Genomic DNA, 23334 nt, shown 5'->3' on the forward strand with positions numbered 1-23334 from the left:
GAGGAGAGATCCACCATGCGCATGCGCACCTTCGTCGCCGGCCAAGAGGCGTACGGCGACCTGGAGTTCGCGGAACTGGCGCTCGGCGTCGACGTCGACCTGTTCCGGGGCCCGCTGGTCCCCGAGGAGGACGAGGAGCGCGCGGCCCGTGAGGACGCGGCCCGTGACATCCTCGCCGACCTGCGCCGGGAGGCCGAGGACGGCGACGACATCGCCGCTTGGGACGCCCTGTACGCCGACGCGCTCACCCGCACCGTGCCGTTCCTGCGCGCCGCGCGCGGCCACCGGCCGGGAACGGGGGAAGCGGCATGAGTGAGCTGATGTCCGCCGCCGCCGCTGGCCTGCCGTTACTGGTCGGCTGGTCGGTCCACGCGCTGCGGCTCACCCGCCGGATCGAGGCCGCCCGCCGCGACCCGCTGACCGGGCTGTGGACGCGCGACGCGTTCGAGGAGCGGGCCCGCAAATCGCTGTCGAAGGGACAGCAGCGCGCCGTGCTCGTGCTGGACCTGAACTGGTTCAAGCAGACCAACGACACCCACGGCCACGCGGCCGGTGACGCGGTGATCCGCGCTACCGGGATGCGTCTGGGGGCGTGGGCGGCCGGGCACCACGGCGTGGCCGGACGGTTGGGCGGGGATGAGTTCGCCGCCGTCACCGACGTGTGCGGCGAGGAAGCCACCGTCACGGAGAACCTGAGCGCCAAGCTGCTGGACCTGGTCCGCAGCCTTGAACGGCCGGTGCCGTTCGAGGGCCAGGCCATCGACGTGCACGTCTCGATCGGGGTGGCCCGCTACTGGCGCGCACCCGCCGACCTGTCCGCCCTGCTGCGGCTGGCCGATGAGCACATGTACCGCATTAAGCAGGAGGGCGGGGGCTTCAGCATCGCCCCGAGGTGGGAGAGGGCTCCCGCGCTGCCCACCGTCCACGGCCGTCGCTTCGGCCGGTCGGGCACCGCCAAGGAGGTGGCGTGATGACCGGACGCAAGCCGCTGACGAAGGCACAGATCACTGTTCTGGTCGCCGCGTTCGTGCCGATGCTGGCCACCGGCGTGGCCGGAGGCATCGGGACGTTCAGCAACATCAGCCGCGCCTACGGCGAGGGAACCGCGCTCGGTGCGGTCGCCGCCGGCGAGGGCGCGACCGCCGTGCTGGCCCTGGTGCTGCTGGGGCTGACCATGCTGGGGCAGTCCTCGCCGCGCATCGTCCGCCTCGGGCTGTGGGCCCTGCCCGCCGCCGCCTCGGTCATGGCCGCCATGGCGGGGCCCGACGCGGGCCGGACGGTCATCTACGCCGTGACTCCAATGGGCATGTGCGTGTCGGCCGAGGGCATGGCGTTCCTCGCGCGTCGCATCGTGGTCCATACCGACGGCCGCGACGCGGAGGCCGAACGCCGCGCCGTCGCCGTAGTGCAGGCCCTCGCCTACCACCGCGCCCGCGCGGCCAACCACCCCAGCGATCGGGTCAAGAAGTGGTCGGAGCGCAAGTCGTGGCGTCTGGCCCGCAGGGTCGGCGTCGGCGATGTGGCGCTCGGATCGAGGCTGCTGGACGTCCAGCGCGATCGGGTCACGGACGGTGCGGACGCGGCTCTGTCAGCCATGTTCGCCGGGATCGCAAATGCGGAGGAATCCACCGAGACCAAGAGGAATCGGTCTACGGCTGACCTGCCGGAATCGACCCCGGCACCGGTCGTCCTGACGCGTCTGCCGATGCCCGATCCGGTGGCGGTCGACTACGTGAAGTCGACCCTCCCCCTCAAGCCCGTACCGGCGATTGCGGCACCGGTCGACCCGGCGCCGATCGAGTCGACCAAGCGGCGGGCGGTGGGGGCCGATTCCCCCCGACCCCGCCGGGCGACCGGCCGGGTTCCCGAGGTGGCCCGATCGCCCCGACCCAAGCGCACCCCCGATCAGTTGCTCGCGGAGGCGCGCACCGCGACGGCCGATTGGTCCGATTGGCAGATCACTGCTGAGGGCATCCGCCGGACCGTGCGCACGTCGCCGGCGAACGCGCGGATGCTGCGGGACGCGATCCTTGCTGAGCGTGCCGCCGATGGCGGCAAGGCCGCGTGAAGCGGCTGACGCTCGCCGACTGTTTCGACCCGACCGGCGAGCGCTTCGGCATCCCCACCTACCCCTGGCGCTGTGCCCCCGACGGCTTGGCCACCCGCCGCCAACTCCGCAGCCGCGGAATGCGGCCTGGAGGTCAGGCCGTCGCAGCTCAGCTCCTTCGACCGCGCCGACGGCGGGAGCCGCTGACGGCGTACCTGTACCGCGCCGATCTCGCCCGCCCGGTACGTCCGATGACACCAGGCCGGTGGCGCGCACACGCCGCGATGATGCGCGCCCGCCGCCGCTGCCCCAAGTGCGGAAACGACGCCGGATACGTCATCCCGCCCACGCTCGGCATGTGTGTGACCTGCGCTTTCCCCGAGCCTCACATCGCCGCACGAACAGCGACCGCGTCAAGCCGTCAAGACTCACGCCGGTCCTGAATCGCGCGATGCGACCCGGAACCCCAATCAGGGCGGAATTTTCTTCCGGGTTACTGGCCAGTACCGGCCGTATTTTCAAGTCTCCCGTCGGGGTTCGGCCTCAGCCGGCCAAAGCGATGACCGAACCCCGACTCTCCTCCCATGTCAGGAAGGAACCCTCAGTGAAGCATCCCGACGACGACAACGAACTGTTCAACCGACTGGAAGCTGAGATGGCCGCCGACTCCGGGGACAACGTGGTCGACCTCGACAAGGCCCGTGCAGCCCGTGAGTCGGCCCCGACCGACCCGGCGTCGGACGACCCGACCGCCACCGTCATGGTCGATCAGCCGACCCCGGCCGCGACCGGACCGGGCTACCTGGGGCGACTGGCCGCAGCAAGGCGACGGGACGTCGTCCCGGTCTGGCTGCGGTCGACCGCCGAACTGCGCATCGCGGCCGGATGGGTGGCCCGCCACTACACGCACGCGATCGGCTATCACGCCCTGCGCGCCCCGGTCTACGCCGTCCGCCTCGCCTTGCAGGCGCCGACCGGTGCGGCCCGGTTCGTCGGAGGCACCATGCGGTGGGTCGCCGACCGCGAGGGCGAACCGGTCCGCCTCGCCGCCGTCCGACGCGAGGACGCGGCCGAATACCTCAAGCTGTCGCGGCAGCGCGACGGCCGCGTACGGCTGCGCACCCTGGTGACCGTGCTGGGCATGTTCATCGGCCTCGGTCTGGCGCTGGCCATCTACATCCTGGCCCCGGATTGGCTGCAAGCCCTGTCCGTGGGCGCCCTGGTGCTTGCACTCGGGTGCGCCGGCCGCCAGGCCGACGCCCCGGTCATCCACCGGGCGGTGGAACTGCCCAAGGCCACCAAACTCACGTCGGACATCGTCCTGCGCGCCCTGGGAGCGCTCGGCATCCCGGCCATCAACCAGGCACAGGCCAAGGGCAAGGACGGGTTCGAGTTCACGGCCCCGATCACCCGCGACGGCCCCGGCTGGCGCGCGGAGGGTGAACTCCCGTACGGCGTGACGGTCACGGACATCATTGAGCGTCGCGAACGCCTCGCCTCCGGTCTGCGCCGCCCGCTGGGCTGCGTGTGGCCCGAGGCCGCGCCGGAACACCCCGGCCACCTGGTGCTGTGGGTCGGCGACCAGGACATGAACACGGCCAAGAAGCCCGCATGGCCGCTGGCCAAGTCCGGCACGGTCGACCTGTTCAAGCCCGTCGCGTTCGGCACCGACCAGCGCGGGCGCTGGGTCGAGATCACCCTGATGTTCATCGCGGGTGTCATCGGCGCCATCCCGCGTATGGGCAAGACGTTCCTGCTGCGTCTGCTGCTGCTCATCGCCGCCCTCGATCCGCGTGCCGAGGTGCACAGCTACGACATGAAGGGCACCGGCGACCTCGATCCGGTTGGCAACAACGTCTCCCACCGGCACGCGGCCGGGGACGACGACGAGTCGATCCTGTACGCGCTCGCCGACTTCCGCGCCCTGCGCGAGGAACTGCGCCGCCGCGTGAAGGTGATCCGGTCCCTGCCTCGCGACATCTGCCCTGAGAACAAGGTGACCAGCGCTCTCGCCGACAAGCGGTCGCTGGGGCTGCACCCGATCGTGGTCGGGGTGGATGAGTGCCAGGTGCTGTTCGAGCACCCCGACCACGGCAAGGAGTTCGAGGAGATCGCCACCGACCTGGTCAAGCGCGGTCCCGCCACCGGCATCGTGATGCTGCTGGCCACCCAGCGGCCGGACGCCAAGTCGCTGCCCACCGGGATCAGCGCGAACGCCTCCGCCCGCTGGTGCCTCAAGGTCATGGGCCAGACGGAGAACGACATGGTGCTGGGCACCTCCGCCTACAAGCGCGGCGTGCGGGCGACCATGTTCGCTTGGGGCGACAAGGGCATTCACTACTTCGTCGGCGAGGGCGCCGACGCCCGGATCGTCTCTAGCGTCTACGTCGACGCCCCCGGCGCCGACACGATCGCCGCCCGCGCCCGCAAGGCGCGCGAAAAGGCCGGTCTGCTGTCCGGCTACGCGCTCGGGGAGGCTCCCGAGGAGGTCACCGGCCCGTCCTATGACCTGCTCGCCGACGTCGCGGCCGTGGTGCCGGAGGCCGAGGAGCGGGTGTGGAACGAGCGGATCGCCGCCCGCCTCGCCGAACTGCGGCCGGAGGTCTACGGCGGCTGGAAGGGCGAGAACGTCACCAGCGCCCTCAAGCCGCACGGCATCAAGACGCGCGACGTGGCGGGGACGACCGACGACGGTACCCGCACCACCCGCCGGGGCATCGTTCGCGCCGACCTCACGAAGGCGATTGCGGAACGTAACGAAAAGCCGGGCGCCGCATAGCCCCGACAAGGTGCTACCGGTAGCACCCACACCTGCTACCGGTAGCACCCCCGCTAGCACCCCAAACCCGCCCCCACCAGTGTTCTAGCGGATAGCACCCTACGTGCGGAAACCCCTGGAAACCGCCTGGAAGGGCCCCTCATGACCCCCATCCTGCTTGCTATCGCCTGCCTGGCACTCGTCACTCTCAGTTACGTCGGGCTGTGTGCGGCCTCGCCGTTTGGCGACTGCCGTAAGTGCCGTGGCATGGGCCACGCGCTCAAGACCGACCGCAAGGGACGGCTCAAGCGCGGCAAGGACTGCCGCCGCTGCAAGGCCACCGGCAAGCGCATACGCGTCGGCCGCTGGCTCTACAACCGCTGGGCCCGCATCTACCGCGCCGGCACCGACACCCCCCGACCGGAAGGCTTCCGATGATCTTCGACATCTCCGCCGTGCTGCTGTTCGGCGCCGCCTCCGCCCTCGCCGTCAAGACCAAGTCCGCCGGAGCGGGCCCGGCCATCGTCCTGTTCCTGTTCGGCTTCTTCGCCGCCGGGACCGGCGCGTACGAGCCCATCCGCGACCTGGTCAAGGCCGCCGCCGACGCGGCCAGCGCACTCGGCAACTGACAGGAGCCCCCGTCATGAACGAACACGTCCCCGCCCTGCGGCCGGACCTGCCGACCGCCCCCGCGTACGACCCGGCGTCGCTGGAGCTGTACGCGCCCGACCCAACGGCCGTCGAACTGGCCGCGGAACGCGGCCCCGTGGTGTGGGTGCCGGACGCCTACGGGCGCATGGTCCCCATGCCCAAACACCTCGCCCCGCCGCCCATGCCCATGCCGGAGCCGCGCGACCTGACCCCGCTGCCGCTGCTGGACCCGATCGCTCAGCGCTTCGTCGGCGCCGGGATCGGCGGCGGCGCCCTCGCGGTCGGCGTCGGCTGGGGCGTCGGCGAGGTCATCAACGCCGCCGCCGGGTTCACCTCCGGCGCCGCGATGTGGATCGCCCTCGCCGTGCTCGCGTGGCGTATGCCCGTCCGCGCCATCAGCGGCGGGCGAGGCAGCACGGTCAACATCCGCAAGGCCGTCATCAAGCGCAGCACCTTCAACGGCTGACCAGAGGGGGAACCACCTGTGTTCGACATCCGCATCATCTGCGACCCGGCCGACATCGACCGCATCACCACCGCGCTCGGTGCTGCGTTCATCACCGGCACCGTGCGCCAGTACCCCGCCCGCGACGGTAAGCGCACCCGCCTGTACGTCACGGCCGACCACCGCCCCGCCCCCGAGCCCTACCCGGCCCCGGACGCGGCGTACGCCCTCGCGCCCAGCGTAATCAGCGAAATCGGCTGGACCGCCCGCACCCTCGCCACGGCTGAGTGCTTCACCGAGCTGGACCGGGACTACTACCTGCGCAAGGCCGCGCTGCTGGACCGCATCGCGCTGCTGGATGAGCCCGACGTCTTCAACGACGGCGGCGCCAGGGAAACCGCGCTCGCGGCGGCTGTGATGCTGCTCGACATCGACCGGCCGCACATCGCCCCGCACCTCGCAGACCAAGCCGAGAAGGACCCGCGCGGCTACGTCCGCCAGCAGTACGCCCAGCGGGCCCGGTGCGTCTGCGACGACTTCGGCGAGGGCGACTGCCTCATGCACCCGGACCCCGACCACTAGCAACGCCCGAGGGCGGCGGCACTCCCGGACAAGGACAGCCCACCGCCCTCGGTCTCCGTATCCCGACGTAGCAGAACAGGAGACCTACAGCATGGCCCAACTCCACGTATTCGGCGAGGGCCCCTCGGGCCGCGCCACCCAGACGAGTCACCGGAGCCGACCGCGTCTGCTGGACGCGTTCTGCTGCCAGGGTGGCGCGAGCATGGGCTACCACCTCGCCGGGTTCGACGTCGTGGGCGTCGACATCGCCCCGCAGCCCCGCTACCCCTTCACCTTCGTGCAGGCCGAAGCGGTCGCGTTCATCCGCGAGCACGGGGCAGAGTTCGACTTCATCCACGCCTCGCCGCCGTGCCAGCACGACAGCGACTGCCAGCGCATCCAGGGCAACGACCACCCCGACCTGATCGCCCCTACCCGCGCCGCGCTGGAGTCCACCGGACGGCCGTGGGTCATCGAGAACGTACGGGGCGCCATGCCGAAGCTGCACCGTCCGGTGATGCTGTGCGGGCCCATGTTCGGCCTGGAGACCTACCGGCACCGCTACTTCGAAGCCGGCGGACTGCTGAACCTGCCACAGCTCCCGCATCCTGCCCACACCGTGCCGCAGGCCAAGATGGGCCGTCCCATCCCGCCCGGCCACTACGGCCAGTTCGTCGGCAACTTCTCCGGCGTCGCCCTCGCCCGGAAGGTGATGGACGTTGAGTGGATGAACCGCGACGGCATCCGCGAGTGCATCCCGCCCGCCTACACCGAATGGCTTGGCCGCAGCTTCCTCGCCGCGCTCGCGCTGAGGACGGCGGCATGAGCGCGCGCGTACTGCCGCTGCGGCGGCCCAACGGGCTGCGGGTGCTGGACTTGTGCTGCGGGGCCGGGGGCCTGTCCATGGGCTACTACCTCGCCGGGTTCGACGTGGTCGGCGTCGACAACCGCCCGCAGCCGAACTACCCCTTCACCTTCCACCAGGCCGACGCCCTGACCTTCCCGCTGGACGGCTTCGACCTGGTCCACGCGTCGTGGCCGTGCCAGCACTTCGCCAAGGTCACCGCGTGGCGCGGCAGCCGTGCGGAGCACCCCGACCTGCTGACCCCCGGCCGCGCGCGGCTGGAAGCGTCCGGGCTGCCGTGGGTCATCGAGAACGTTCCCGAGGCGCCGCTGAGGCCGGACTACCTGCTGTGCGGCACCCAGTTCGGCCTCAGCGTCCGCCGTCACCGCGCGTTCGAGACGTCGTGGGGCGGGGGCGGGGACCTGGTCCCGCCCTGCTGGCACCACAAGGGCCTGCTGGCGTTCGAGCACAAGGGCGAGCGTGCCTACGCCGACGCCATGGGCTGCACCTGGATGACCAACCTCGAAGCCCGGCAGGCCGTCCCGCCCGCCTACTCCCAGTGGATCGCCACCCAGTTCCTCGCCCTGGAAGGGAGGACCGCCGCATGACCCCCACCCATCTGCGCACCGCTCTGCAACTGGCTGCGGTGGGCGTTCCCCCGCTGCCGCTGCGGCAGGGCAAGGTGCCGTTCGGGAACTGCCGCGCGTGCGCGGGCAACGCGTGCGGCGGGCGGCCGAACATGAAGAGCGCCGGCCCCTGCCGGTGCCCCGGCGTCTGCCACGCGTGGGCCGCAGCCACCACCGACCCAAGCGTCATCACCTCGCCCGCATGGGCCATGGCATGGCGCCAGGCCGTGGCCGTCGCCTACCACCCCGGCGGGGCCGGGCTGACCGTGGTCGACCTCGACAACGCGGCGGCCGTCGCATGGGCCCGCGAGACCCTGCCCGCCACCCGGACCCTGCAGACGACGCGCGGCGAACACTGGATCTACCGGGGTGCCATGCGGTCGGCCAACGCCGTGCGGCCGGGGGTGGACGTCAAGTCGCTCATGCAGTACGCCCGTTGGCTCGGCCCCGGAACCGGCCGTATGACCGACCTGCCGTCGGCCGTCCGCGACCTGGTGGTGAAGGAAGAAACCACCCCCGCGCGCGACGGGGTGGCCTCTTCTCTCCCCACCCGCGCCACCTGGGACCGGACGGTTGCCACCGGGTGCCGCCACACCGAGCGCTACGTACGCACCGGACTCGAACGCGGCCTCGCCCTCGTGCGCGCCCGCACCGAAACCGGAGCGGGATCACAGGCGTTCGGCGTTGCCCGGTTCCTCGCCGCACAGCACACCGCATGCCCCGGCCCCTGCGGACTGGACGTCATCGGCGAACAGATCGTGGCCACCGCGGTCTCGGTCGGCGTTCCCGAGACCTACGCCCGCCGCGCCGTCACCAACGGCCTTGAGACCGCCTCGGAGCGCGCGGCATGAACAAAGCATCCCGAAACCCCGCAAACGGCCGTCAGGGCGCCGCACAGGGCCCGCCACGGGCGGCCGTAGGCGAACCGAAGAACGCCGCCCGCAAGGGCGTCCATACTGCTCCTCGCTCTGACTCGCAGACGGTCATCATCACCGGCATCCAACCGGGTCTCCAAGTCCAGTTCACCAACCCGCCCGTCGCGGACTGGTTGTGCTCCTGCGGGCACCACGAACGCGCCCGTGGCCGCGCGGCCGTCATCAGGCTCACCACCCGCGTCCGCGTCGGCATCTGCCCCCACACCACCACCGCCGAAGGGAGGGCAGCCGCATGACTCCACAGCCTGTGGACAGGCCCGACCTGTGGGCCGGACTGCCCACCCTGGAAGAACCGCCCGACGGGGACGAGACGGCGCCTGAGGTGTGGGAAGACCCTATTCCTCTCACCGGCCGACGCGAGCGTCCGCCGTTCCCTGCGCACGTGTTCCCCACCTGGTTGGGGGAGTTCGTGGCGGCCGTCGCCGAGGAGACGCAGACCCCGGTGGACCTCGCCGGATCGATCGCCCTGGCCGTGCTCGCCACGGCGGCCGGCGGCCGGTCGGTGGTCCACGTGCGCGGCAACTGGCGCGAGCCCACCAACCTCTACACCGTGGTGGCCCTCCCGCCCGCCAACCGCAAGTCCGCCGTCTTCGCGCTGCTGACCAACCCGCTGTACGAGGCTGAGAAACAGCTCAAGACGGCGATGAAGCCGGTCATCGTCGAGGCCGAGCTGACCGCCCGGCTGGCCAAGGAAGCGGCCGACAAGGCCGCCTCCAAGGCCGCGTCCGCCGACGCGGACAAGCGCGATGAGATGGTGGCTACTGCCGTCGGCCTCGCACAGACCGCCGACACGCTCACCGTCCCCGCCGAACCGGTCCTGTTGGCGGACGATTCGACACCCGAGACGGTGACCTCGCTCATGGCGGAACAGGGCGGCCGGCTGTCGGTGATGAGTGCCGAGGGCGGCATCTTCGACATCATCGCCGGACGGTACTCAGGCGCCCCGAACATGGAAGTGTTCCTCAAGGGGCATGCCGGGGACCGGCTGAGGGTCAACCGACAGACCCGCCGCGAGTACATCGACGCCCCCGCCCTGACCATCGGCCTCGCCGTGCAGCCGGACGTTCTGCGGGACATTGGCAAGGTGAAAGGGTTCGAGGGACGCGGACTGCTGGCCCGCTTCCTGTACTCCCTGCCGGTGTCCCTGGTGGGCGAGCGGGAGATCATCACCGATCCGATCCCCGAGCAGACGGCCGCCACCTACACCGCGAGGGTCATCGACCTGACGCTGTCCCTCGCAGAGTGGACCGACCCGGCGGTCATCCAGCTCACCCCCGACGCCGACGCGGCACTGATTGCCTACCAGAAGCGAGTTGAGCCGCAGCTCAAGGCGCGCGGGGGGAAGCTGGGGCACATCTCCAATTGGGCCGGGAAGTTGGCCGGAGCGACCGCCCGCATGGCCGCACTGCTGCACCTCGCCGAGCACGGGGGCGACGGCTACGCCCACCCGGTCACCGAGGCCATCATGAACGCGGCCATCGAGCTGGGGGAGTACTACACCGCTCATGCCCTCGCCGTGTTCGACGTCATGGGCGCAGACCCGGTCCTGTCCCGAGCCCGCAGCGTGCTGGACGCGCTGCGGGACAACCGGTGGGAGGACGTCAGCCGGAGGGATGTGTTCACCGCCCTCTCGCGCGCCGAGGTTCCGACCGTCGCCGACCTCGAACCGGCCCTCGCCCTGCTGGAAGACCACGGATACCTGCGGTCGTACCAGCCCGAGCGGACTGGCAAGCGCGGTCGGCCCCCAGCGCCCCGCTTGCAGGTGCATCCCGTCCTGCACCAGGGCGGCCGGTAACCCTGCCGTTCCCTCACAACCCCGCCCGCACAAACCGCAAAATCGCAATAAACCCCCGACGCCTCTGCTGACCTGCGGCGGAGCCCCAACCCGGGCCCAGCGAGGGGCCCGCCGCACAATCCCGCGATATTCCGCAAAAAACGGAGCAACACCCCACTGCCAGTTTCGCCCGCAGGGCGTCCCTGATTTTTGCGGAATATCGCGGATTTCTGCGGAGCACCGCCCACCGCCGCCCGCCCATCGCATCACCGCAGGTCAACGCCCGCTCCCGGCTTTTCTGCGGATTTTGCGGTTTGTGCGGCGGCCTCTGCCCATGAACTCAGCCCCACAGGAGTGAGCCTTGGACGAACACGGCACCCTCGCGACCCCGGTCGACGACGACCCGACCCTGGTCCTCCTCAAGGTCGAGGAGGCCGCCCGCCGACTCCGCGTCGGCCGCACCACCTGTTACGCCCTCATCCGCACCGGCGCGCTGGAATCCGTGATGGTCGGAGGCCTCCGCAGGGTCCCGGTCGACGCGATACCCGAGTACGTCACCCGTCTCCGTACCGCCCAACGCGCTGCTTGACGACGCCCGGGGCGGCGGCACTCCCGGACAGGACAGCCCGCCGTCCCGGCTCCCATCCCGACACACACGAAACAGGAGCCTGCCTGTGGCAGAGGAAAAGAAGAAGCGCACCCGACAGCCCAACGGCCGCAGCTCGATCTACTTCGGCAAGGACGGCAAATGGCACGGCCGCGTCACCGTCGGCGTCCGCGACGACGGCACGCCGGACCGCCGCCACGTCGAACGCAAGACCCGCGCTGAAGTGACGGCCGCCGTACGCAAGTTGGAGAAGCAGCGCGACGCCAAGACTGTGAAGAAGCCCGGCAAGGCGTGGACGGTCAAGGCATGGCTGACGCACTGGGTTGAGAACGTGGCGCCCCTCGCCGTCAACGACAACACGATGGTCGGGTACGGCGTTGCGGTCCGGAAGCACCTCATCCCCGGCTTGGGCGCCCACCGTCTCGACAGGCTCAAGCCCGAGCACATCGAGGCGTTCTACGCGAAGATGCATGCCAACGGCAGCAAGCCCGCGACTGCTCACCAGGTGCATCGCACCTTCCGCACCGCCCTCAACGAGGCCGTACGGCGCGGCCATCTCGGCAAGAACCCGGTCCAGTTGGCCAAGGCTCCGAAGACGGGTGAGTACGAGGTGGAGCCCTACAGCGTCCAAGAGGTACAGCGGTTGCTGAAGGCCGCCGACCAGCACCGCAATTCCGCGCGGTGGGCCGTTGCCCTCGCCCTCGGCCTGCGTCAGGGGGAAGTGCTGGCCCTCAAGTGGGAGGACGTGGACCTTGATGGTGGGTTCCTCGTGGTCCGCCGTAGTCGCCACCGGCCGCAGTACGCCCACGGGTGCGTGGAGCCCTGCGGACGCAAGGCCGCCGGCTACTGCCCGGAGAGGCGACGCACCAACCCGGAGTTGTCCCCAACCAAATCGCGCGCCGGTCGGCGCGCGGTCGGCCTTCCTGAGCAACTCATTGACCTACTCCGGGCGCATCTTAAGGCGCAGGAAGCGGAGCGGCAGGCGGCCGGGAAGCGCTGGGAGGAAAACGGCTTGGTGTTCCCGGATGAGCACGGCCGTAGCCCGTCCCACCGCCGGGACTGGACCGAGTGGAAGGCGCTTCTGGCAGAGGCGAAGGTCCGGGACGGGCGTCTGCACGACGCGCGCCACACGGCCGCCACGGTCCTACTCATCCTCGGTGTATCTGAGCGGGCTGTCATGGGCCTCATGGGGTGGTCGACAACGGCCATGGCCGCCCGCTACCAGCACATGGTGGATGCTGTACGGACGGACATCGCGAGGCAGGTGGACGACCTGATCTGGAAGCCAGAGACTGACCAGCCGGACGAGGACGACGACGGCGCAGCCGGGGCGCTCGTACCGGCCAACTGAGATCAGACGGAAGGGCGGTCTATCGCAGACCGCCCTTCCGTTTCCGGAAACTCCGCCGTGCCAAGAGCTGCACGGCGCACTCCACTCCTGGATCTAGGTATCGACACCCGGGTAAGCGCACTGGGCTCGCTTGACGGCCAACACATGGGCTGAGGGCATGCCGCCGCAGATCAGCCGATCAGGCGATATGTGGCCGCGTCATGGGCGGCATGCTCGACTTGCGTGGTCCGCAAGGGGATTCTCGGTAGATCCCATCGTTTGAGAGGGTGGACCTGAAGTGGATTCTGCAGAAGAACTCGGAAAGCTCAATGAGGTCCAGAGTAGAGTGAATGCAGCTCTCGCGGAGGGTGATTACAGTGAGGCCCTAAAAGCGCTTTCGACGGCAACTCATACCTCTTACGATATGACAATGTCGCTAATCTCGGAAGATGCGGACCCTGGTGTTTTGCTGCCGTGGGTGGTGCAGGCCGCCAATTCATTCGGCCTCGCTATCGCACTTCAGGCGGAGAGCGGGAATCCGGAGGCTGTGGCGGAATCCTTGAGCAGGTTGAGAGGGATCCTTGCCGCAGTGGACCCGGAACCCATCGGTTCACTTGATGTTGGCGAGTGCAGGCATGGTCGAATTACCTACGATGACAACAAGTGCCCCCGCATTCCCTGTATCTGAGACGCCCTAATGGTAAACGCCTTCCTGTGTGCCTGCTTGGTAGAGGTAATCCTACTCCGATTCTTGGTGATTGTAAGATTCTGCCGCAAGGTGTCTCATCCGTTCACTGTTATGCATGTTGATTCCCTCCCTCATGTGGGAGAATCTCAGGATGAGCGTCGGCGACGGCATGAAGAATTTTACGGCCAGACTACCCAACAGTTCAACACGCTAGTGCTTGTCGGCTCGATTGCTCTTGCTTCCTGGTCCCAAATCTTCGCAAGTTCTAACGACGATCTTACTTCCGTTACGAAGAATCTCCTTCTGCTTTCTTCTGTGACGCTCTTGGTGGCGCCATTGCTATTTAGGAGACCATCCAGGGAATTCTCTTTTCTGTGTAGAGAGGGTCTTACTGCCGTAGGTTATACTGCGCTGGTTCTTTCGCTGGTGTCTGTTCTTGCTGACCTTTTCAATACCGCAGGGGCAGTGATTGCATCGCTTGCTGCCGTTGCCATTTTGGTGAGGGATGTGGTCCAAGGGTGGCGGCTGCGTGAGATGTGGCGGTAGGTAGGCGCTGCGCCTCCGCACCCGAGCACTACAACGGCTAACACATGAGTCGAGTATCGGATGCGGCCAGTCGTCGGCACGAGTCTCTGGGCGAACCGCTAGCAGAGGCACACCTAGCGTTCGTGATCACGATGAACCAGGTCGTAGCCGTCCAGACCTAGCCCAGTGGTGGCCTCCCTCATGCCCAACTGAGACGGGAACTGAGACGGACAGGTACGAGGGCGGCGCCCCAGAGGGGTGCCGCCCTTTTGTTTTGCCTGGTCAAAGCACTTGAGGCCGTGGCGGGAATTGAACCCGCGTACCTCGCTTTGCAGGCGAGTCCCTGAGCCACTCGGGCACACGGCCGTGGTGTGCGGAAGCACTGCGTCGACGGTAAGGCGGCGCGGAGACGGCGCTCAAGGAAATGCCGGGGGCCGCAATGCGACTGCCACACGCCGTTCATGAACGGAGGTTCCGGTCCTACGACCAAGGTCCCGGTGCGGGTCCCGACCCCCGACAGGGGTCAAACCCGGCCGCGGCCCTTACTCTGGCGGTCATGACCGCCCCGAACCCGCGCGACACCGATGTCGCCGAGCCCGTCGACGCCCCTTCCCCGGCCGCACCCCCCGACGAGACAGTGCTGAGCCGTCCCTACCGCGCACTGAGCATCGGTGTCGTCTCCGTGGTGCTGCTGATCGCCTTCGAGGCGACCGCGGTGGGCACGGCGATGCCGGTGGCCGCGCGGGAGCTGGACGGGGTGTCGCTGTACGCGTTCGCGTTCTCGGGGTACTTCACGACCAGCCTGTTCGGCATGGTCCTCTCCGGCCAGTGGTCGGATCGGCGGGGCCCGCTCGCCCCGCTCACCTGGGGCATCGCCTCGTTCGCGGCCGGGTTGCTGCTCGCCGGGACGGCCGGGGCGATGTGGCTGTTCATCCTCGGGCGGGCCGTGCAGGGACTCGGCGGCGGCCTGGTGATCGTCGCGCTGTACGTCATCGTCGGGCGGGCCTATCCGGAGCGGCTGCGGCCGGCGATCATGGCGGCGTTCGCGGCGAGCTGGGTGGTGCCGTCGATCGTCGGACCGCTCGCGTCCGGGGCGGTGACGGAGCACATCGGCTGGCGGTGGGTGTTCCTCGGGATACCGGTGCTCGTGGTGTTCCCGCTGGCACTCGCGCTGCCGCAGATACGGCGGCTGGCGTCCGGCCCGGTGAACGGCGACACGGACGCCCCGGCCTCCTTCGACGGCCGCCGCATCCGCCTGGCCCTGGCGATCTCCTTCGGCGCGGGTCTGCTCCAGTACGCCGCCCAGGACCTGCGCTGGATCTCGCTGCTGCCGGGCGCGCTGGGCGTGGCCCTGCTCGTCCCGGCCGTGCTCGGTCTGCTCCCGCGCGGCACCTACCGGGCCGCGCGCGGACTGCCCTCGGTCGTCCTCCTGCGCGGGGTCGCCGCGGGCTCCTTCATCGCGGCGGAGTCCTTCGTCCCGCTGATGCTGGTCACCCAGCGCGGCCTCAGCCCCACCCTCGCCGGGTTCTCCCTCGCGGCCGGCGGCGGCACCTGGGCACTGGGCTCCTGGGTCCAGTCCCGGCCCCGCCTGGAGCCGTACCGGGAGCGCCTGATGACCCTCGGCATGGTGCTGGTGGCGGCGGCGATCGCGGCGGCCCCCAGCGTGCTGATCCACTCCGTACCGGCCTGGACGGTGGCCGTCGCCTGGGCCTTCGGCTGCTTCGGCATGGGCTTGGTGATCTCCTCCACCAGCGTCCTGCTGCTCACCCTCTCCGCCCCCGAGGAGGCCGGCACCAACTCGGCCGCCCTCCAGATCTCCGACGGCCTCTCCAACGTCCTGCTCCTGGCCGCCGGGGGAGCGGCCTTCGCGGCCCTGGGCGGCGGCACGCTCAGCCACGCCACCACGGAGACCACAGCCTCCCACCCGACCGCCTTCGTCGCGGTCTTCCTGCCGATGGCGGCGGTGGCCCTGGCGGGGGCGTGGGTGGCTGCGCGAGTGCGCGAGCGGGGAGCGTAAACCGTTCGTCGCGGGATGATCGCGGACAGTAGCCTGCCCGTCATGTCCGAACTCGTCATCCGCCTCGACCCTGCCGTACAGCAGGCCCTCCACGACCTCGCCGACGCGCAGGACCGCACTCCGGAGGAGGTCGCGCAGGAGGCGCTGCGCCGCCACCTGCGCGCCGAGGGCGAGCTGGTGCGTGCCATCGCCGCGCACATCGCGCGGGAGCACGCCGAGTTGCTGAGGAGGCTCGGCGAATGACCCGGCACCTCACCGTCGACGAGGTCATCGCCATCGCCGAGGTCGCCTTCGGCGGGCAGCCGCCCGAGACGCGGGCGCCGGGCCTCCTGGCCTCGGCCGTGCACCGGCCGCGCGCCCGCATGTTCGGCACCGCGGCGTACGAGGACCCGCACGAGCAGGCCGCCGCCCTGCTCCACGCCATCGCGACGAACCACCCGTTCGTCGACGGCAACAAACGCACCGCCTGGCTGGCCACCGCCACCTTCCTCGCCGTGAACGGCGTGGACCTCGTCGCAGCCGACCAGGACACGGCGTACACGCTGGTCGTCGACGTGGCCTCCGGTGCGGAGAGCGGGGTGCGGGAGATCGCGGAGCGGCTGAGACGGTTGTGACGTGGGTCCCACCCTCGGGCGACGCGGCCCCCAACCGGCGTTGACACCACCGGGCCATCGGTAGGGTGGCCCGGTTGTCATACGCATCGTGCCGCTCGACCACCCCACGGAGATCGTGACTACCACCGCCAGCTCCGCGTCCCACTCGCACCATCTGTCCCCGGCCTTTCCCGGGCGTGCCCCCTGGGGCACCGCAGGCAAGCTGCGCGCCTGGCAGCAGGGGGCGATGGAGAAGTACATCCAGGCACAGCCCCGTGACTTCCTCGCGGTCGCCACGCCCGGTGCCGGTAAGACGACCTTCGCGCTGACGCTGGCCTCCTGGCTGCTGCACCACCACGTCGTGCAGCAGGTCACCGTCGTCGCGCCGACCGAGCACCTGAAGAAGCAGTGGGCCGAGGCCGCCGCGCGGATAGGCATCAAGCTCGACCCGGAGTACAGCGCGGGCCCGCTCGGCAAGGAGTACGACGGCGTCGCCGTGACGTACGCCGGTGTCGGCGTCCGCCCCATGCTGCACCGCAACCGCGTCGAGCAGCGCAAGACCCTCGTCATCCTCGACGAGATCCACCACGCCGGTGACTCCAAGTCCTGGGGCGAGGCGTGCCTGGAGGCGTTCGAGCCGGCCACGCGGCGGCTCGCGCTCACCGGTACGCCGTTCCGCTCCGACACCAACCCCATCCCCTTCGTGGTGTACGAGGAGGGCGACGACGGCATCCGGCGGTCGTCCGCCGACTACACCTACGGATACGGCTCCGCCCTCGCCGACGGCGTCGTCCGCCCCGTGATCTTCATGTCGTACAGCGGCAACATGCGCTGGCGCACCAAGGCGGGCGACGAGATCGAGGCCCGCCTCGGCGAGCCGATGACCAAGGACGCCGTCAGCCAGGCCTGGCGCACCGCGCTCGACCCGCGCGGCGAGTGGATGCCGGCCGTGCTGCGCGCCGCCGACCAGCGGCTCACCGAGGTCCGCAAGGCCATCCCGGACGCCGGCGCCCTCGTCATCGCCTCCGACCAGGAGTCCGCGCGGGCCTACGCCAAGCTCATCCGGGACATCACCGGCCACAAGGCCACCCTCGTGCTGTCCGACGACACCGGCGCCTCGAAGCGGATCGACGACTTCAGCGGCGGCGACGACCGCTGGATGGTCGCCGTCCGCATGGTGTCCGAGGGTGTCGACGTGCCGCGCCTCGCGGTCGGCGTGTACGCCACCACGATCTCCACGCCGCTGTTCTTCGCCCAGGCCGTCGGCCGTTTCGTACGGTCCCGGCGGCGCGGTGAGACCGCGTCGGTGTTCCTGCCGACCATCCCGGACCTCCTCGGCTTCGCCAACGAGATGGAGCGCGAGCGCGACCACGTCCTCGACAAGCCCAAGAAGGAGGGCGAGGAGGACCCGTACGCCGAGTCCGAGAAGGAGATGGAGGAGGCGAACCGGGAGCAGGACGAGGACACCGGCGAGCAGGACATGCTGCCCTTCGAGGCGCTGGAGTCCGACGCCGTCTTCGACCGGGTGATGTACAACGGCGCCGAGTTCGGGATGCAGGCCCACCCCGGGAGCGAGGAGGAGCAGGACTACCTCGGCATCCCGGGACTCCTCGAACCCGACCAGGTGCAGCTGCTGCTCCAGAAGCGGCAGGCCCGGCAGATCGCGCACAGCCGCAAGAAGCCCGCCGAGGAGGCCGACCTCCTCGAACTGCCCGCCGAGCGGCGGCCCGTGGTCTCCCACAAGGAGATGATGGAGCTGCGCAAGCGGCTCAACAACCTCGTCGGCGCGTACGTCCACCAGAGCGGCAAACCGCACGGCGTCATCCACACCGAGCTGCGCCGGGTCTGTGGCGGCCCGCCCTCCGCGGAGGCCACGGCGGGACAGCTGCGCCAGCGGATCGAGAAGGTGCAGGAGTGGGCCACGCGCATGCGGTGACAGCGCGTGTACGTATGAGGACAAACGGAACCACTTCCCTGTGAGAGTGCCCGGATTCTGGACGGAGCCTTCCGCTCACCGAACCGGCTCGCTACTGTCCCGCTACGCACACGCCCCGTGGCAGCGCCGCCGCGGAGCGCAGCCGTGAAGCGACTGTGCCCGGACACGGCCGGGCCGCCGGCCGATCGGCGGCCTCTGAAGCGCGTGACCGACGGGACTCGGTGACGCATCTGCCGCGAGGGGGCCGCCGACCTCACCACTAAGGAGTGGGCGTCGTGACCGCGGAGACCTCTCAGACGCTCGACAGGGGACTGCGTGTCCTCAAGCTGCTGGCCGATACGGACCACGGGCTGACCGTCACCGAGCTTTCCCACAAACTGGGCGTCAACCGGACCGTCGTGTACCGGTTGCTCGCCACACTGGAGCAGCACGCGCTCGTACGCCGTGATCTGGGCGGACGGGCCCGGGTCGGGCTCGGGGTGCTGAGGCTGGGCCGCCAGGTGCATCCGCTGGTACGGGAGGCCGCGATGCCCGCGCTGCGATCGCTGGCGGAGGACATCGGCGCGACCGCGCATCTGACCCTGGTGGACGGGGCGGAGGCGTTGGCCGTGGCGGTGGTGGAGCCGTCGTGGACGGACTACCACGTGGCGTATCGGGCGGGGTTCCGGCATCCGCTGGACCGGGGGGCGGCGGGGAAGGCGATCCTCTCGGCCCGGCAGCGGTCCGCGGATGATCCCGGGTACACCCTCACCCACGGTGAGCTGGAGGCGGGTGCGTGCGGGGCGGCTGCGCCGCTGCTGGGGGTTACGGGGGTGGAGGGCAGTGTGGGCGTGGTGATGCTGTCGGAGGTCGTGCCGGAGCGGGTGGGAGCACGAGTAATGGACGCGGCCCGAGAGGTAGCCGAGGCCCTCCGCTGACACCCGCAGCTGCGGGCAGTCGTGCCGCTGGGGCGGCACGGGTGGGCGCAGCGGCACCCGGCAACGCCGGCAGAGCAACCCACGCCCGGGCAGCGCAACGGGTGCTGGTGCCTGGGCGGGGGGAGGTGACGCAGCCCGGCGCCAGCGGGGTGCCGTCGCGCCCACCCGTGCCGCCCTGCGGCACGACTGCCCGCGGAGAGCGGAGGGGTGTCGCAGGTTAGATTGGCTTCGTGTTCACTCGTCTCACGCGTCCGCAGAAGTTGGCCGCTCTTGCCGTGCCCGTCGTGGCTCTGCTCGCCACGGCGGGACTCGCGCCGCTGCCCTTCTCCGTCGCGCAGCCCGGCCTCACCGCGAACGTGCTCGGTGAGAACAAGGGCACCCAGGTCATCACGATCACCGGCGCACCCGTCCGCGAGACCAGCGGGCAGTTGCGGATGACGACCATCGAGGCGACCTCCCCCGACACCCGCGTCGACCTCCCCGACGTCATCGACGGCTGGTTCCGCACCGACCAGGCGGTCATGCCCCGCGACTCCGTCTACCCCAGCGGCGACACGGTCGAGGAGATCGAGCAGTACAACCGCGAGCAGATGAAGGAGTCCCAGGACGAGGCGACCCGGGCCGCGCTGACCTACCTGAACCGCGAGGACGACGACATCGAGGTCACCCTCGAACTCGCCGACGTCGGCGGCCCCAGCGCCGGCCTGCTGTTCTCCCTCGGCATCGTCGACAAGCTGAACGGCGACGGCAGCGGCGGCGACCTCACCGGCGGCAGGGTCATCGCCGGCACGGGCACGATCGACGCGGACGGCACCGTCGGCGCGGTGGGCGGCGTACCCCTGAAGACGCAGGCGGCCAAGCGGGACGGCGCCACCGTCTTCCTGGTGCCGAAGGCCGAGTGCTCCGACGCCCAGTCCGAACTCCCGGAAGGGCTGCGCCTGATCCCGGTCACCACGCTCAAGGGCGCCGTCGACGCGCTCGTCGCGCTGGAGAAGGGCACCGGCACCGTCCCCGGCTGCTAGCCCATGTCCGCCGGCTAGCCCTCCTTGACGAACCCTTCCTCCACCATCCAGTCCAGCGCCACCTGGTGCGGGTCCTCCCCGTCGACGTCCACCTTCGCGTTGAGGTCCTGCGCCACCGTGTTGTTCAGCTTCGCCGTCACCGGGTCGAGGACGTCCGCGATCGCCGGCCACTCCTTCAGGGTCTCGGTGTTGACCGTCGGCGCCGCGTTGTAGTTGGGGAAGAACTTCTTGTCGTCCTCCATCACCACCAGGTTCATGGACTTGATGCGCCCGTCGGTGGTGAAGACCTCGCCGTAGGTGCAGGCGCCCTTGGCCGTCTGGGTGTAGATGATCCCGGTGTCCATCTGCGTGACGTTGCGCGCGGGGATGTTCATGCCGTACGTCCTCTCCATGCCCGGCAGCCCGTCCGCGCGGTTGGCGAACTCGCCCTCCACGCACAGCGTCACCGCCCCCGGGTCGGACTTCGCCAGCGCGGCCACGTCGGAGAGGGTCCGCGTGCGGTACTTCTCGTAGTTGGCCTGGTTCATGGCGAGGGCGTAGGTGTTGTTCAGGGTCGACGGCTCCAGCCAGGTGACCCCGTTCTCCACGTCCGCGTCCCGCACCGCCTCCCACTGCTCGCGCGGATCCGGGATCGGCTCGCTGTTCCCCTGGTACGTGATCCACGCCGTGCCCGTGTACTCGAACCCGGCGTCCGCCTCACCGTTGACGACGGCCTCCCGTGAGCCGACCGAGCCCTGGATGCCGGTCCGGTCGACGACCTCCGCGCCGGCCGCCTGGAAGGCGATGCCCATGATCGCGCCCAGGATGAGCTGCTCCGTGAACTCCTTCGAGGTCACGGTGAGTTTGGCGCCCTCGAGCGGTCTGCCCCGGCCGATCGAGCCCGGTTCCACGTCGTCGACCATGGGGGAGCCGCTGGTCAGGCCACACCCCGAGGCCGCCACCAGCAGGGCCCCGGCCAGGAACAGGCGGACACGTCTCATGGCCCCGCCTCCAGACCCCGTGGCCGCAGCAGCAGCTCCGCCAGGGAGGCCAGCCAGTCCACCAGCAGCGCGAGGGCCACGGTGAGCACCGAGCCCACCACCAGCACCGGCATCCGCTGGCTGGTGATCCCGGTCGTGATGAGGACGCCCAGCCCGCCGCCGCCGCCGAAGGTCGCCAGCGTCGCCGTGCCGACGTTCAGGACGAGCGCCGTACGCACCCCCGCGAGGATGAGGGGGACGGCCAGCGGCAGCTCCACCCGCGTGAGCACCCCCAGCGGGGACATGCCGATGCCGCGCGCCGCCTCCAGCAGCGTCGGGTCGTTGGCCTTCAGGCCCGCGATGGTGTTGGACAGCACCGGCAGCACGGCGTAGGCGATGATGCCGATCAGGGCCGCCTTGCGGCCGATGCCCAGCCAGATCACCAGCAGCGCCAGCAGACCGATCGCCGGGGTGGCCTGCCCCATGTTGGCGAACGCCATCGCCGCCGGGGTGGCCCTGCGGAACATACGGCGGGTCAGCAGGATCCCCAGCGGGATGGCGATGATCAGCACGAAGAACGTCGAGATCACGGTGAGCTGGATGTGCTGCCAGAGCGCCTTGGTCACCTGCCCGTTCGACAGCGCGTTCCGGGTGAGCGCGTCGAGGTCGGCCTGCTCGAACCAGAGCCAGGTCGCGAGCAGTACGGCGATCAGCACCACCGGCAGCAGGGTCAGCTTCAGCCAGGTCACCCGGGGCGGCTTGGGGGTGGCCGCCGGCGGGGGAGCGGCCTCCGTCTCTTCGGTGGAGCCGGAAGTGGCGGTGCTCACGCCTTCGCCTCCCCGCCGAAGCCCTCCTGCTCCGCGTGCGTCTGCGCGGCGCGCTGCTCCTCGAGGTCGTGCTGGGCGTCCATCGCCTCCAGCCGGTCCGCCTCCAGCAGTTCGTGCACGGAGTTCATCAGCGTCTCCACGTCCACGACACCCTCGTACGCGCCGCGCCGCCCCGTGACCGCCACCCGGCCCGTGTTGTCGGTGAGCACCGCCTCCAGCGCGTCCCGCAGGGTCGCGTCCCGGGTCACCGTGTCGTGCACCAGCGTGCCCGCGCGGGCCAGCGAGCCCTTGGCGCGCATCATGTCGCCGCGCCGGAGCCACTTGTAGGGGCGGCCCCGCTTGTCGAGCAGCAGGACCTCGTTGGTGCCGCCGGAGCGCAGCTTGTTGAAGATGTGCTGGAGCGGGTCGTCGACGCTCACCGTCGGGTAGTCGGTGATCTCCACGTCCCGCACCCGGGTGAGGTTGAGCCGCTTCAGCGCCGCCCCGGCGCCGACGAATCCGGACACGAAGTCGTCGGCGGGGTTGGTCAGGATCGCCTCCGGGGTGTCGAACTGGGCGATGTGGGAGCGTTCGCGCAGCACCACGATCCGGTCGCCGATCTTGATCGCCTCGTCGAAGTCGTGGGTGACGAAGACGATGGTCTTGTGCAGCTCGCGCTGGAGCCGGATCAGCTCGTCCTGGAGGTGGTCCCGGGTGATCGGGTCGACCGCGCCGAACGGCTCGTCCATCAGCAGCACCGGCGGGTCCGCCGCCAGCGCCCGTGCCACGCCCACCCGCTGCTGCTGACCGCCGGACAGCTGACGCGGATAGCGGCCGTGGAACTCGCCGGGGTCCAGACCGACCAGGTCCAGCATCTCCTCCACCCGGGCCCGCACCCGCGCCGCCGGCCAGCGCAGCATCTTCGGCACCAGCGCGATGTTCTGCGCCACCGTCATGTGCGGGAACAGCCCGCTGGCCTGGATCGCGTACCCGATCTTGCGGCGCAGCCGCACCGGGTCCATGTCGGTGACGTCCTCGCCGCCGATGCGGATCCGGCCGGCCGTCGGCTCGATCAGCCGGTTGATCATCTTCAGGAGGGTGGACTTCCCGCACCCCGACGGGCCGACGAGGATCACCGTCTCGCCGGACCTGAAGTCCAGGTTGACGTTGTCGACGGCCGGCAGCGCGCTGCCCGGGTACCGCTTGGTCAGCCCCTCCAGCTCGATGGTCGCCCCGACCGACCGGGACTCCGCCCCGGCCGTCCCGGCATCGGACGGATCGGGCGCGGGCGGA

General features: G+C 70.1%; 26 protein-coding genes and 1 tRNA gene. 23 read left to right on the forward strand and 4 right to left on the reverse strand.

All coding sequences use genetic code 11. The annotated features are described in order from the left end of the window. Positions 1 to 21 precede the first annotated feature (21 nt). The 17 genes from ACZ470_RS00460 (at position 22) to ACZ470_RS00540 (ending at position 13266) form a co-directional block, all read left to right on the forward strand. On the forward strand, positions 22 to 312 hold the full coding sequence (locus ACZ470_RS00460; RefSeq protein WP_468424019.1) for a hypothetical protein: 291 nt from the start codon (positions 22 to 24) through the stop codon (positions 310 to 312). Then, positions 309 to 971 carry a GGDEF domain-containing protein gene (locus tag ACZ470_RS00465; RefSeq protein WP_468423012.1) on the forward strand — a complete coding sequence of 221 codons (663 nt, stop codon included), beginning with the start codon at positions 309 to 311 and terminating at the stop codon, positions 969 to 971. The genes ACZ470_RS00460 and ACZ470_RS00465 overlap by 4 nt, the downstream gene beginning before the upstream one ends. Further along, positions 971 to 2068, forward strand: a complete 1098-nt coding sequence (locus ACZ470_RS00470; protein WP_468423014.1) for a conjugal transfer protein — start codon at positions 971 to 973, stop codon at positions 2066 to 2068. Before ACZ470_RS00465 ends, ACZ470_RS00470 begins: the two co-directional genes overlap by 1 nt. Next, positions 2065 to 2490 carry an RRQRL motif-containing zinc-binding protein gene (locus tag ACZ470_RS00475; protein WP_468423016.1) on the forward strand — a complete coding sequence of 142 codons (426 nt, stop codon included), beginning with the start codon at positions 2065 to 2067 and terminating at the stop codon, positions 2488 to 2490. Before ACZ470_RS00470 ends, ACZ470_RS00475 begins: the two co-directional genes overlap by 4 nt. Before the next feature lie 161 nt (positions 2491 to 2651). Next, complete coding sequence (locus ACZ470_RS00480) at positions 2652 to 4826, forward strand: cell division protein FtsK (protein ID WP_468423018.1); 2175 nt, start codon at positions 2652 to 2654, stop codon at positions 4824 to 4826. A gap of 141 nt (positions 4827 to 4967) precedes the next feature. Then, the gene (locus tag ACZ470_RS00485) at positions 4968 to 5243 is read left to right on the forward strand and encodes a hypothetical protein (protein WP_468423019.1); all 276 of its coding nucleotides are present in this window, start codon (positions 4968 to 4970) and stop codon (positions 5241 to 5243) included. Further along, the gene (locus ACZ470_RS00490; protein ID WP_468423021.1) at positions 5240 to 5434 is read left to right on the forward strand and encodes a hypothetical protein; all 195 of its coding nucleotides are present in this window, start codon (positions 5240 to 5242) and stop codon (positions 5432 to 5434) included. The genes ACZ470_RS00485 and ACZ470_RS00490 overlap by 4 nt, the downstream gene beginning before the upstream one ends. A gap of 14 nt (positions 5435 to 5448) precedes the next feature. After that, complete coding sequence (locus ACZ470_RS00495) at positions 5449 to 5922, forward strand: hypothetical protein (protein ID WP_468423023.1); 474 nt, start codon at positions 5449 to 5451, stop codon at positions 5920 to 5922. An 18-nt stretch (positions 5923 to 5940) separates the two neighbouring features. Continuing rightward, positions 5941 to 6483 carry a hypothetical protein gene (locus tag ACZ470_RS00500; protein ID WP_468423025.1) on the forward strand — a complete coding sequence of 181 codons (543 nt, stop codon included), beginning with the start codon at positions 5941 to 5943 and terminating at the stop codon, positions 6481 to 6483. A gap of 202 nt (positions 6484 to 6685) precedes the next feature. Further along, positions 6686 to 7288: an SAM-dependent methyltransferase gene (locus ACZ470_RS00505; RefSeq protein WP_468424021.1), complete on the forward strand. Its 603-nt coding sequence runs from the start codon at positions 6686 to 6688 to the stop codon at positions 7286 to 7288. Continuing rightward, a complete protein-coding gene (locus ACZ470_RS00510; RefSeq protein WP_468423027.1) occupies positions 7285 to 7914 on the forward strand; it encodes a DNA cytosine methyltransferase in 630 nt (209 codons plus the stop codon). The genes ACZ470_RS00505 and ACZ470_RS00510 overlap by 4 nt, the downstream gene beginning before the upstream one ends. Beyond that, positions 7911 to 8783, forward strand: a complete 873-nt coding sequence (locus ACZ470_RS00515; RefSeq protein ID WP_468423029.1) for a bifunctional DNA primase/polymerase — start codon at positions 7911 to 7913, stop codon at positions 8781 to 8783. The genes ACZ470_RS00510 and ACZ470_RS00515 overlap by 4 nt, the downstream gene beginning before the upstream one ends. Continuing rightward, the gene (locus ACZ470_RS00520; protein WP_468423031.1) at positions 8780 to 9103 is read left to right on the forward strand and encodes a hypothetical protein; all 324 of its coding nucleotides are present in this window, start codon (positions 8780 to 8782) and stop codon (positions 9101 to 9103) included. The genes ACZ470_RS00515 and ACZ470_RS00520 overlap by 4 nt, the downstream gene beginning before the upstream one ends. Continuing rightward, on the forward strand, positions 9100 to 10662 hold the full coding sequence (locus ACZ470_RS00525; RefSeq protein ID WP_468423033.1) for a YfjI family protein: 1563 nt from the start codon (positions 9100 to 9102) through the stop codon (positions 10660 to 10662). The genes ACZ470_RS00520 and ACZ470_RS00525 overlap by 4 nt, the downstream gene beginning before the upstream one ends. A 340-nt stretch (positions 10663 to 11002) precedes the next feature. Further along, on the forward strand, positions 11003 to 11230 hold the full coding sequence (locus ACZ470_RS00530) for a helix-turn-helix domain-containing protein (RefSeq protein ID WP_468423034.1): 228 nt from the start codon (positions 11003 to 11005) through the stop codon (positions 11228 to 11230). A gap of 85 nt (positions 11231 to 11315) precedes the next feature. Continuing rightward, entirely contained in the window at positions 11316 to 12599 is a 1284-nt protein-coding gene (locus ACZ470_RS00535) for a tyrosine-type recombinase/integrase (protein ID WP_468423036.1), read from the forward strand. Positions 12600 to 12876: 277 nt separating this feature from the next. Next, positions 12877 to 13266 carry a hypothetical protein gene (locus ACZ470_RS00540; RefSeq protein WP_468423038.1) on the forward strand — a complete coding sequence of 130 codons (390 nt, stop codon included), beginning with the start codon at positions 12877 to 12879 and terminating at the stop codon, positions 13264 to 13266. Positions 13267 to 14085: 819 nt separating this feature from the next. Here ACZ470_RS00540 and ACZ470_RS00545 read toward each other — a convergent pair. Then, positions 14086 to 14157, reverse strand: a tRNA-Cys gene (locus ACZ470_RS00545). Between the two features lie 190 nt (positions 14158 to 14347). Here ACZ470_RS00545 and ACZ470_RS00550 point away from each other — a divergent pair. The 6 genes from ACZ470_RS00550 to ACZ470_RS00575 all read left to right on the forward strand — a co-directional run bounded on the left by ACZ470_RS00550 (position 14348) and on the right by ACZ470_RS00575 (position 20276). Continuing rightward, positions 14348 to 15808, forward strand: a complete 1461-nt coding sequence (locus ACZ470_RS00550) for an MFS transporter (protein WP_468423040.1) — start codon at positions 14348 to 14350, stop codon at positions 15806 to 15808. 42 nt (positions 15809 to 15850) lie between these two features. Then, positions 15851 to 16051, forward strand: coding sequence for a hypothetical protein (locus ACZ470_RS00555; RefSeq protein WP_468423042.1), 201 nt, complete (start codon positions 15851 to 15853; stop codon positions 16049 to 16051). Then, a complete protein-coding gene (locus tag ACZ470_RS00560) occupies positions 16048 to 16422 on the forward strand; it encodes a type II toxin-antitoxin system death-on-curing family toxin (protein WP_468423044.1) in 375 nt (124 codons plus the stop codon). Before ACZ470_RS00555 ends, ACZ470_RS00560 begins: the two co-directional genes overlap by 4 nt. 115 nt (positions 16423 to 16537) lie before the next feature. Next, on the forward strand, positions 16538 to 18337 hold the full coding sequence (locus tag ACZ470_RS00565) for a DEAD/DEAH box helicase (RefSeq protein ID WP_468423045.1): 1800 nt from the start codon (positions 16538 to 16540) through the stop codon (positions 18335 to 18337). Positions 18338 to 18612: 275 nt separating this feature from the next. Then, a complete protein-coding gene (locus ACZ470_RS00570; protein ID WP_468423046.1) occupies positions 18613 to 19254 on the forward strand; it encodes an IclR family transcriptional regulator in 642 nt (213 codons plus the stop codon). Positions 19255 to 19484: 230 nt separating this feature from the next. Continuing rightward, positions 19485 to 20276, forward strand: a complete 792-nt coding sequence (locus ACZ470_RS00575; protein WP_468423048.1) for a S16 family serine protease — start codon at positions 19485 to 19487, stop codon at positions 20274 to 20276. Between the two features lie 14 nt (positions 20277 to 20290). Here ACZ470_RS00575 and ACZ470_RS00580 read toward each other — a convergent pair whose 3' ends face one another. Genes ACZ470_RS00580 through ACZ470_RS00590 form a run of 3 tightly spaced genes read right to left on the reverse strand, consistent with a single transcriptional unit; the run spans position 20291 to position 23267 of the window. After that, positions 20291 to 21256 (reverse strand): glycine betaine ABC transporter substrate-binding protein, encoded by a 966-nt coding sequence (locus ACZ470_RS00580; protein ID WP_468423050.1) that lies wholly within the window; start codon positions 21254 to 21256, stop codon positions 20291 to 20293. Continuing rightward, complete coding sequence (locus ACZ470_RS00585; RefSeq protein WP_468423052.1) at positions 21253 to 22062, reverse strand: ABC transporter permease; 810 nt, start codon at positions 22060 to 22062, stop codon at positions 21253 to 21255. The genes ACZ470_RS00580 and ACZ470_RS00585 overlap by 4 nt, the downstream gene beginning before the upstream one ends. Continuing rightward, complete coding sequence (locus ACZ470_RS00590; RefSeq protein ID WP_468424023.1) at positions 22059 to 23267, reverse strand: ABC transporter ATP-binding protein; 1209 nt, start codon at positions 23265 to 23267, stop codon at positions 22059 to 22061. The genes ACZ470_RS00585 and ACZ470_RS00590 overlap by 4 nt, the downstream gene beginning before the upstream one ends. Between the last annotated feature and the right edge of the window lie 67 nt (positions 23268 to 23334).

This window comes from Streptomyces sp. NPDC031111 (assembly GCF_055570675.1).

Coding starts and splice junctions, on each gene's coding strand:
- ACZ470_RS00510 (WP_468423027.1), top strand. CDS start 7,285: ATGAGCGCGCGCGTACTGCCGCTGCGGCGGCCCAACGGGCTGCGGGTG.
- ACZ470_RS00550 (WP_468423040.1), top strand. CDS start 14,348: ATGACCGCCCCGAACCCGCGCGACACCGATGTCGCCGAGCCCGTCGAC.
- ACZ470_RS00580 (WP_468423050.1), bottom strand. CDS start 21,256: ATGAGACGTGTCCGCCTGTTCCTGGCCGGGGCCCTGCTGGTGGCGGCC.
- ACZ470_RS00460 (WP_468424019.1), top strand. CDS start 22: ATGCGCACCTTCGTCGCCGGCCAAGAGGCGTACGGCGACCTGGAGTTC.
- ACZ470_RS00555 (WP_468423042.1), top strand. CDS start 15,851: ATGTCCGAACTCGTCATCCGCCTCGACCCTGCCGTACAGCAGGCCCTC.
- ACZ470_RS00485 (WP_468423019.1), top strand. CDS start 4,968: ATGACCCCCATCCTGCTTGCTATCGCCTGCCTGGCACTCGTCACTCTC.
- ACZ470_RS00470 (WP_468423014.1), top strand. CDS start 971: ATGACCGGACGCAAGCCGCTGACGAAGGCACAGATCACTGTTCTGGTC.
- ACZ470_RS00560 (WP_468423044.1), top strand. CDS start 16,048: ATGACCCGGCACCTCACCGTCGACGAGGTCATCGCCATCGCCGAGGTC.
- ACZ470_RS00495 (WP_468423023.1), top strand. CDS start 5,449: ATGAACGAACACGTCCCCGCCCTGCGGCCGGACCTGCCGACCGCCCCC.
- ACZ470_RS00515 (WP_468423029.1), top strand. CDS start 7,911: ATGACCCCCACCCATCTGCGCACCGCTCTGCAACTGGCTGCGGTGGGC.
- ACZ470_RS00505 (WP_468424021.1), top strand. CDS start 6,686: ATGGGCTACCACCTCGCCGGGTTCGACGTCGTGGGCGTCGACATCGCC.
- ACZ470_RS00465 (WP_468423012.1), top strand. CDS start 309: ATGAGTGAGCTGATGTCCGCCGCCGCCGCTGGCCTGCCGTTACTGGTC.
- ACZ470_RS00525 (WP_468423033.1), top strand. CDS start 9,100: ATGACTCCACAGCCTGTGGACAGGCCCGACCTGTGGGCCGGACTGCCC.
- ACZ470_RS00520 (WP_468423031.1), top strand. CDS start 8,780: ATGAACAAAGCATCCCGAAACCCCGCAAACGGCCGTCAGGGCGCCGCA.
- ACZ470_RS00490 (WP_468423021.1), top strand. CDS start 5,240: ATGATCTTCGACATCTCCGCCGTGCTGCTGTTCGGCGCCGCCTCCGCC.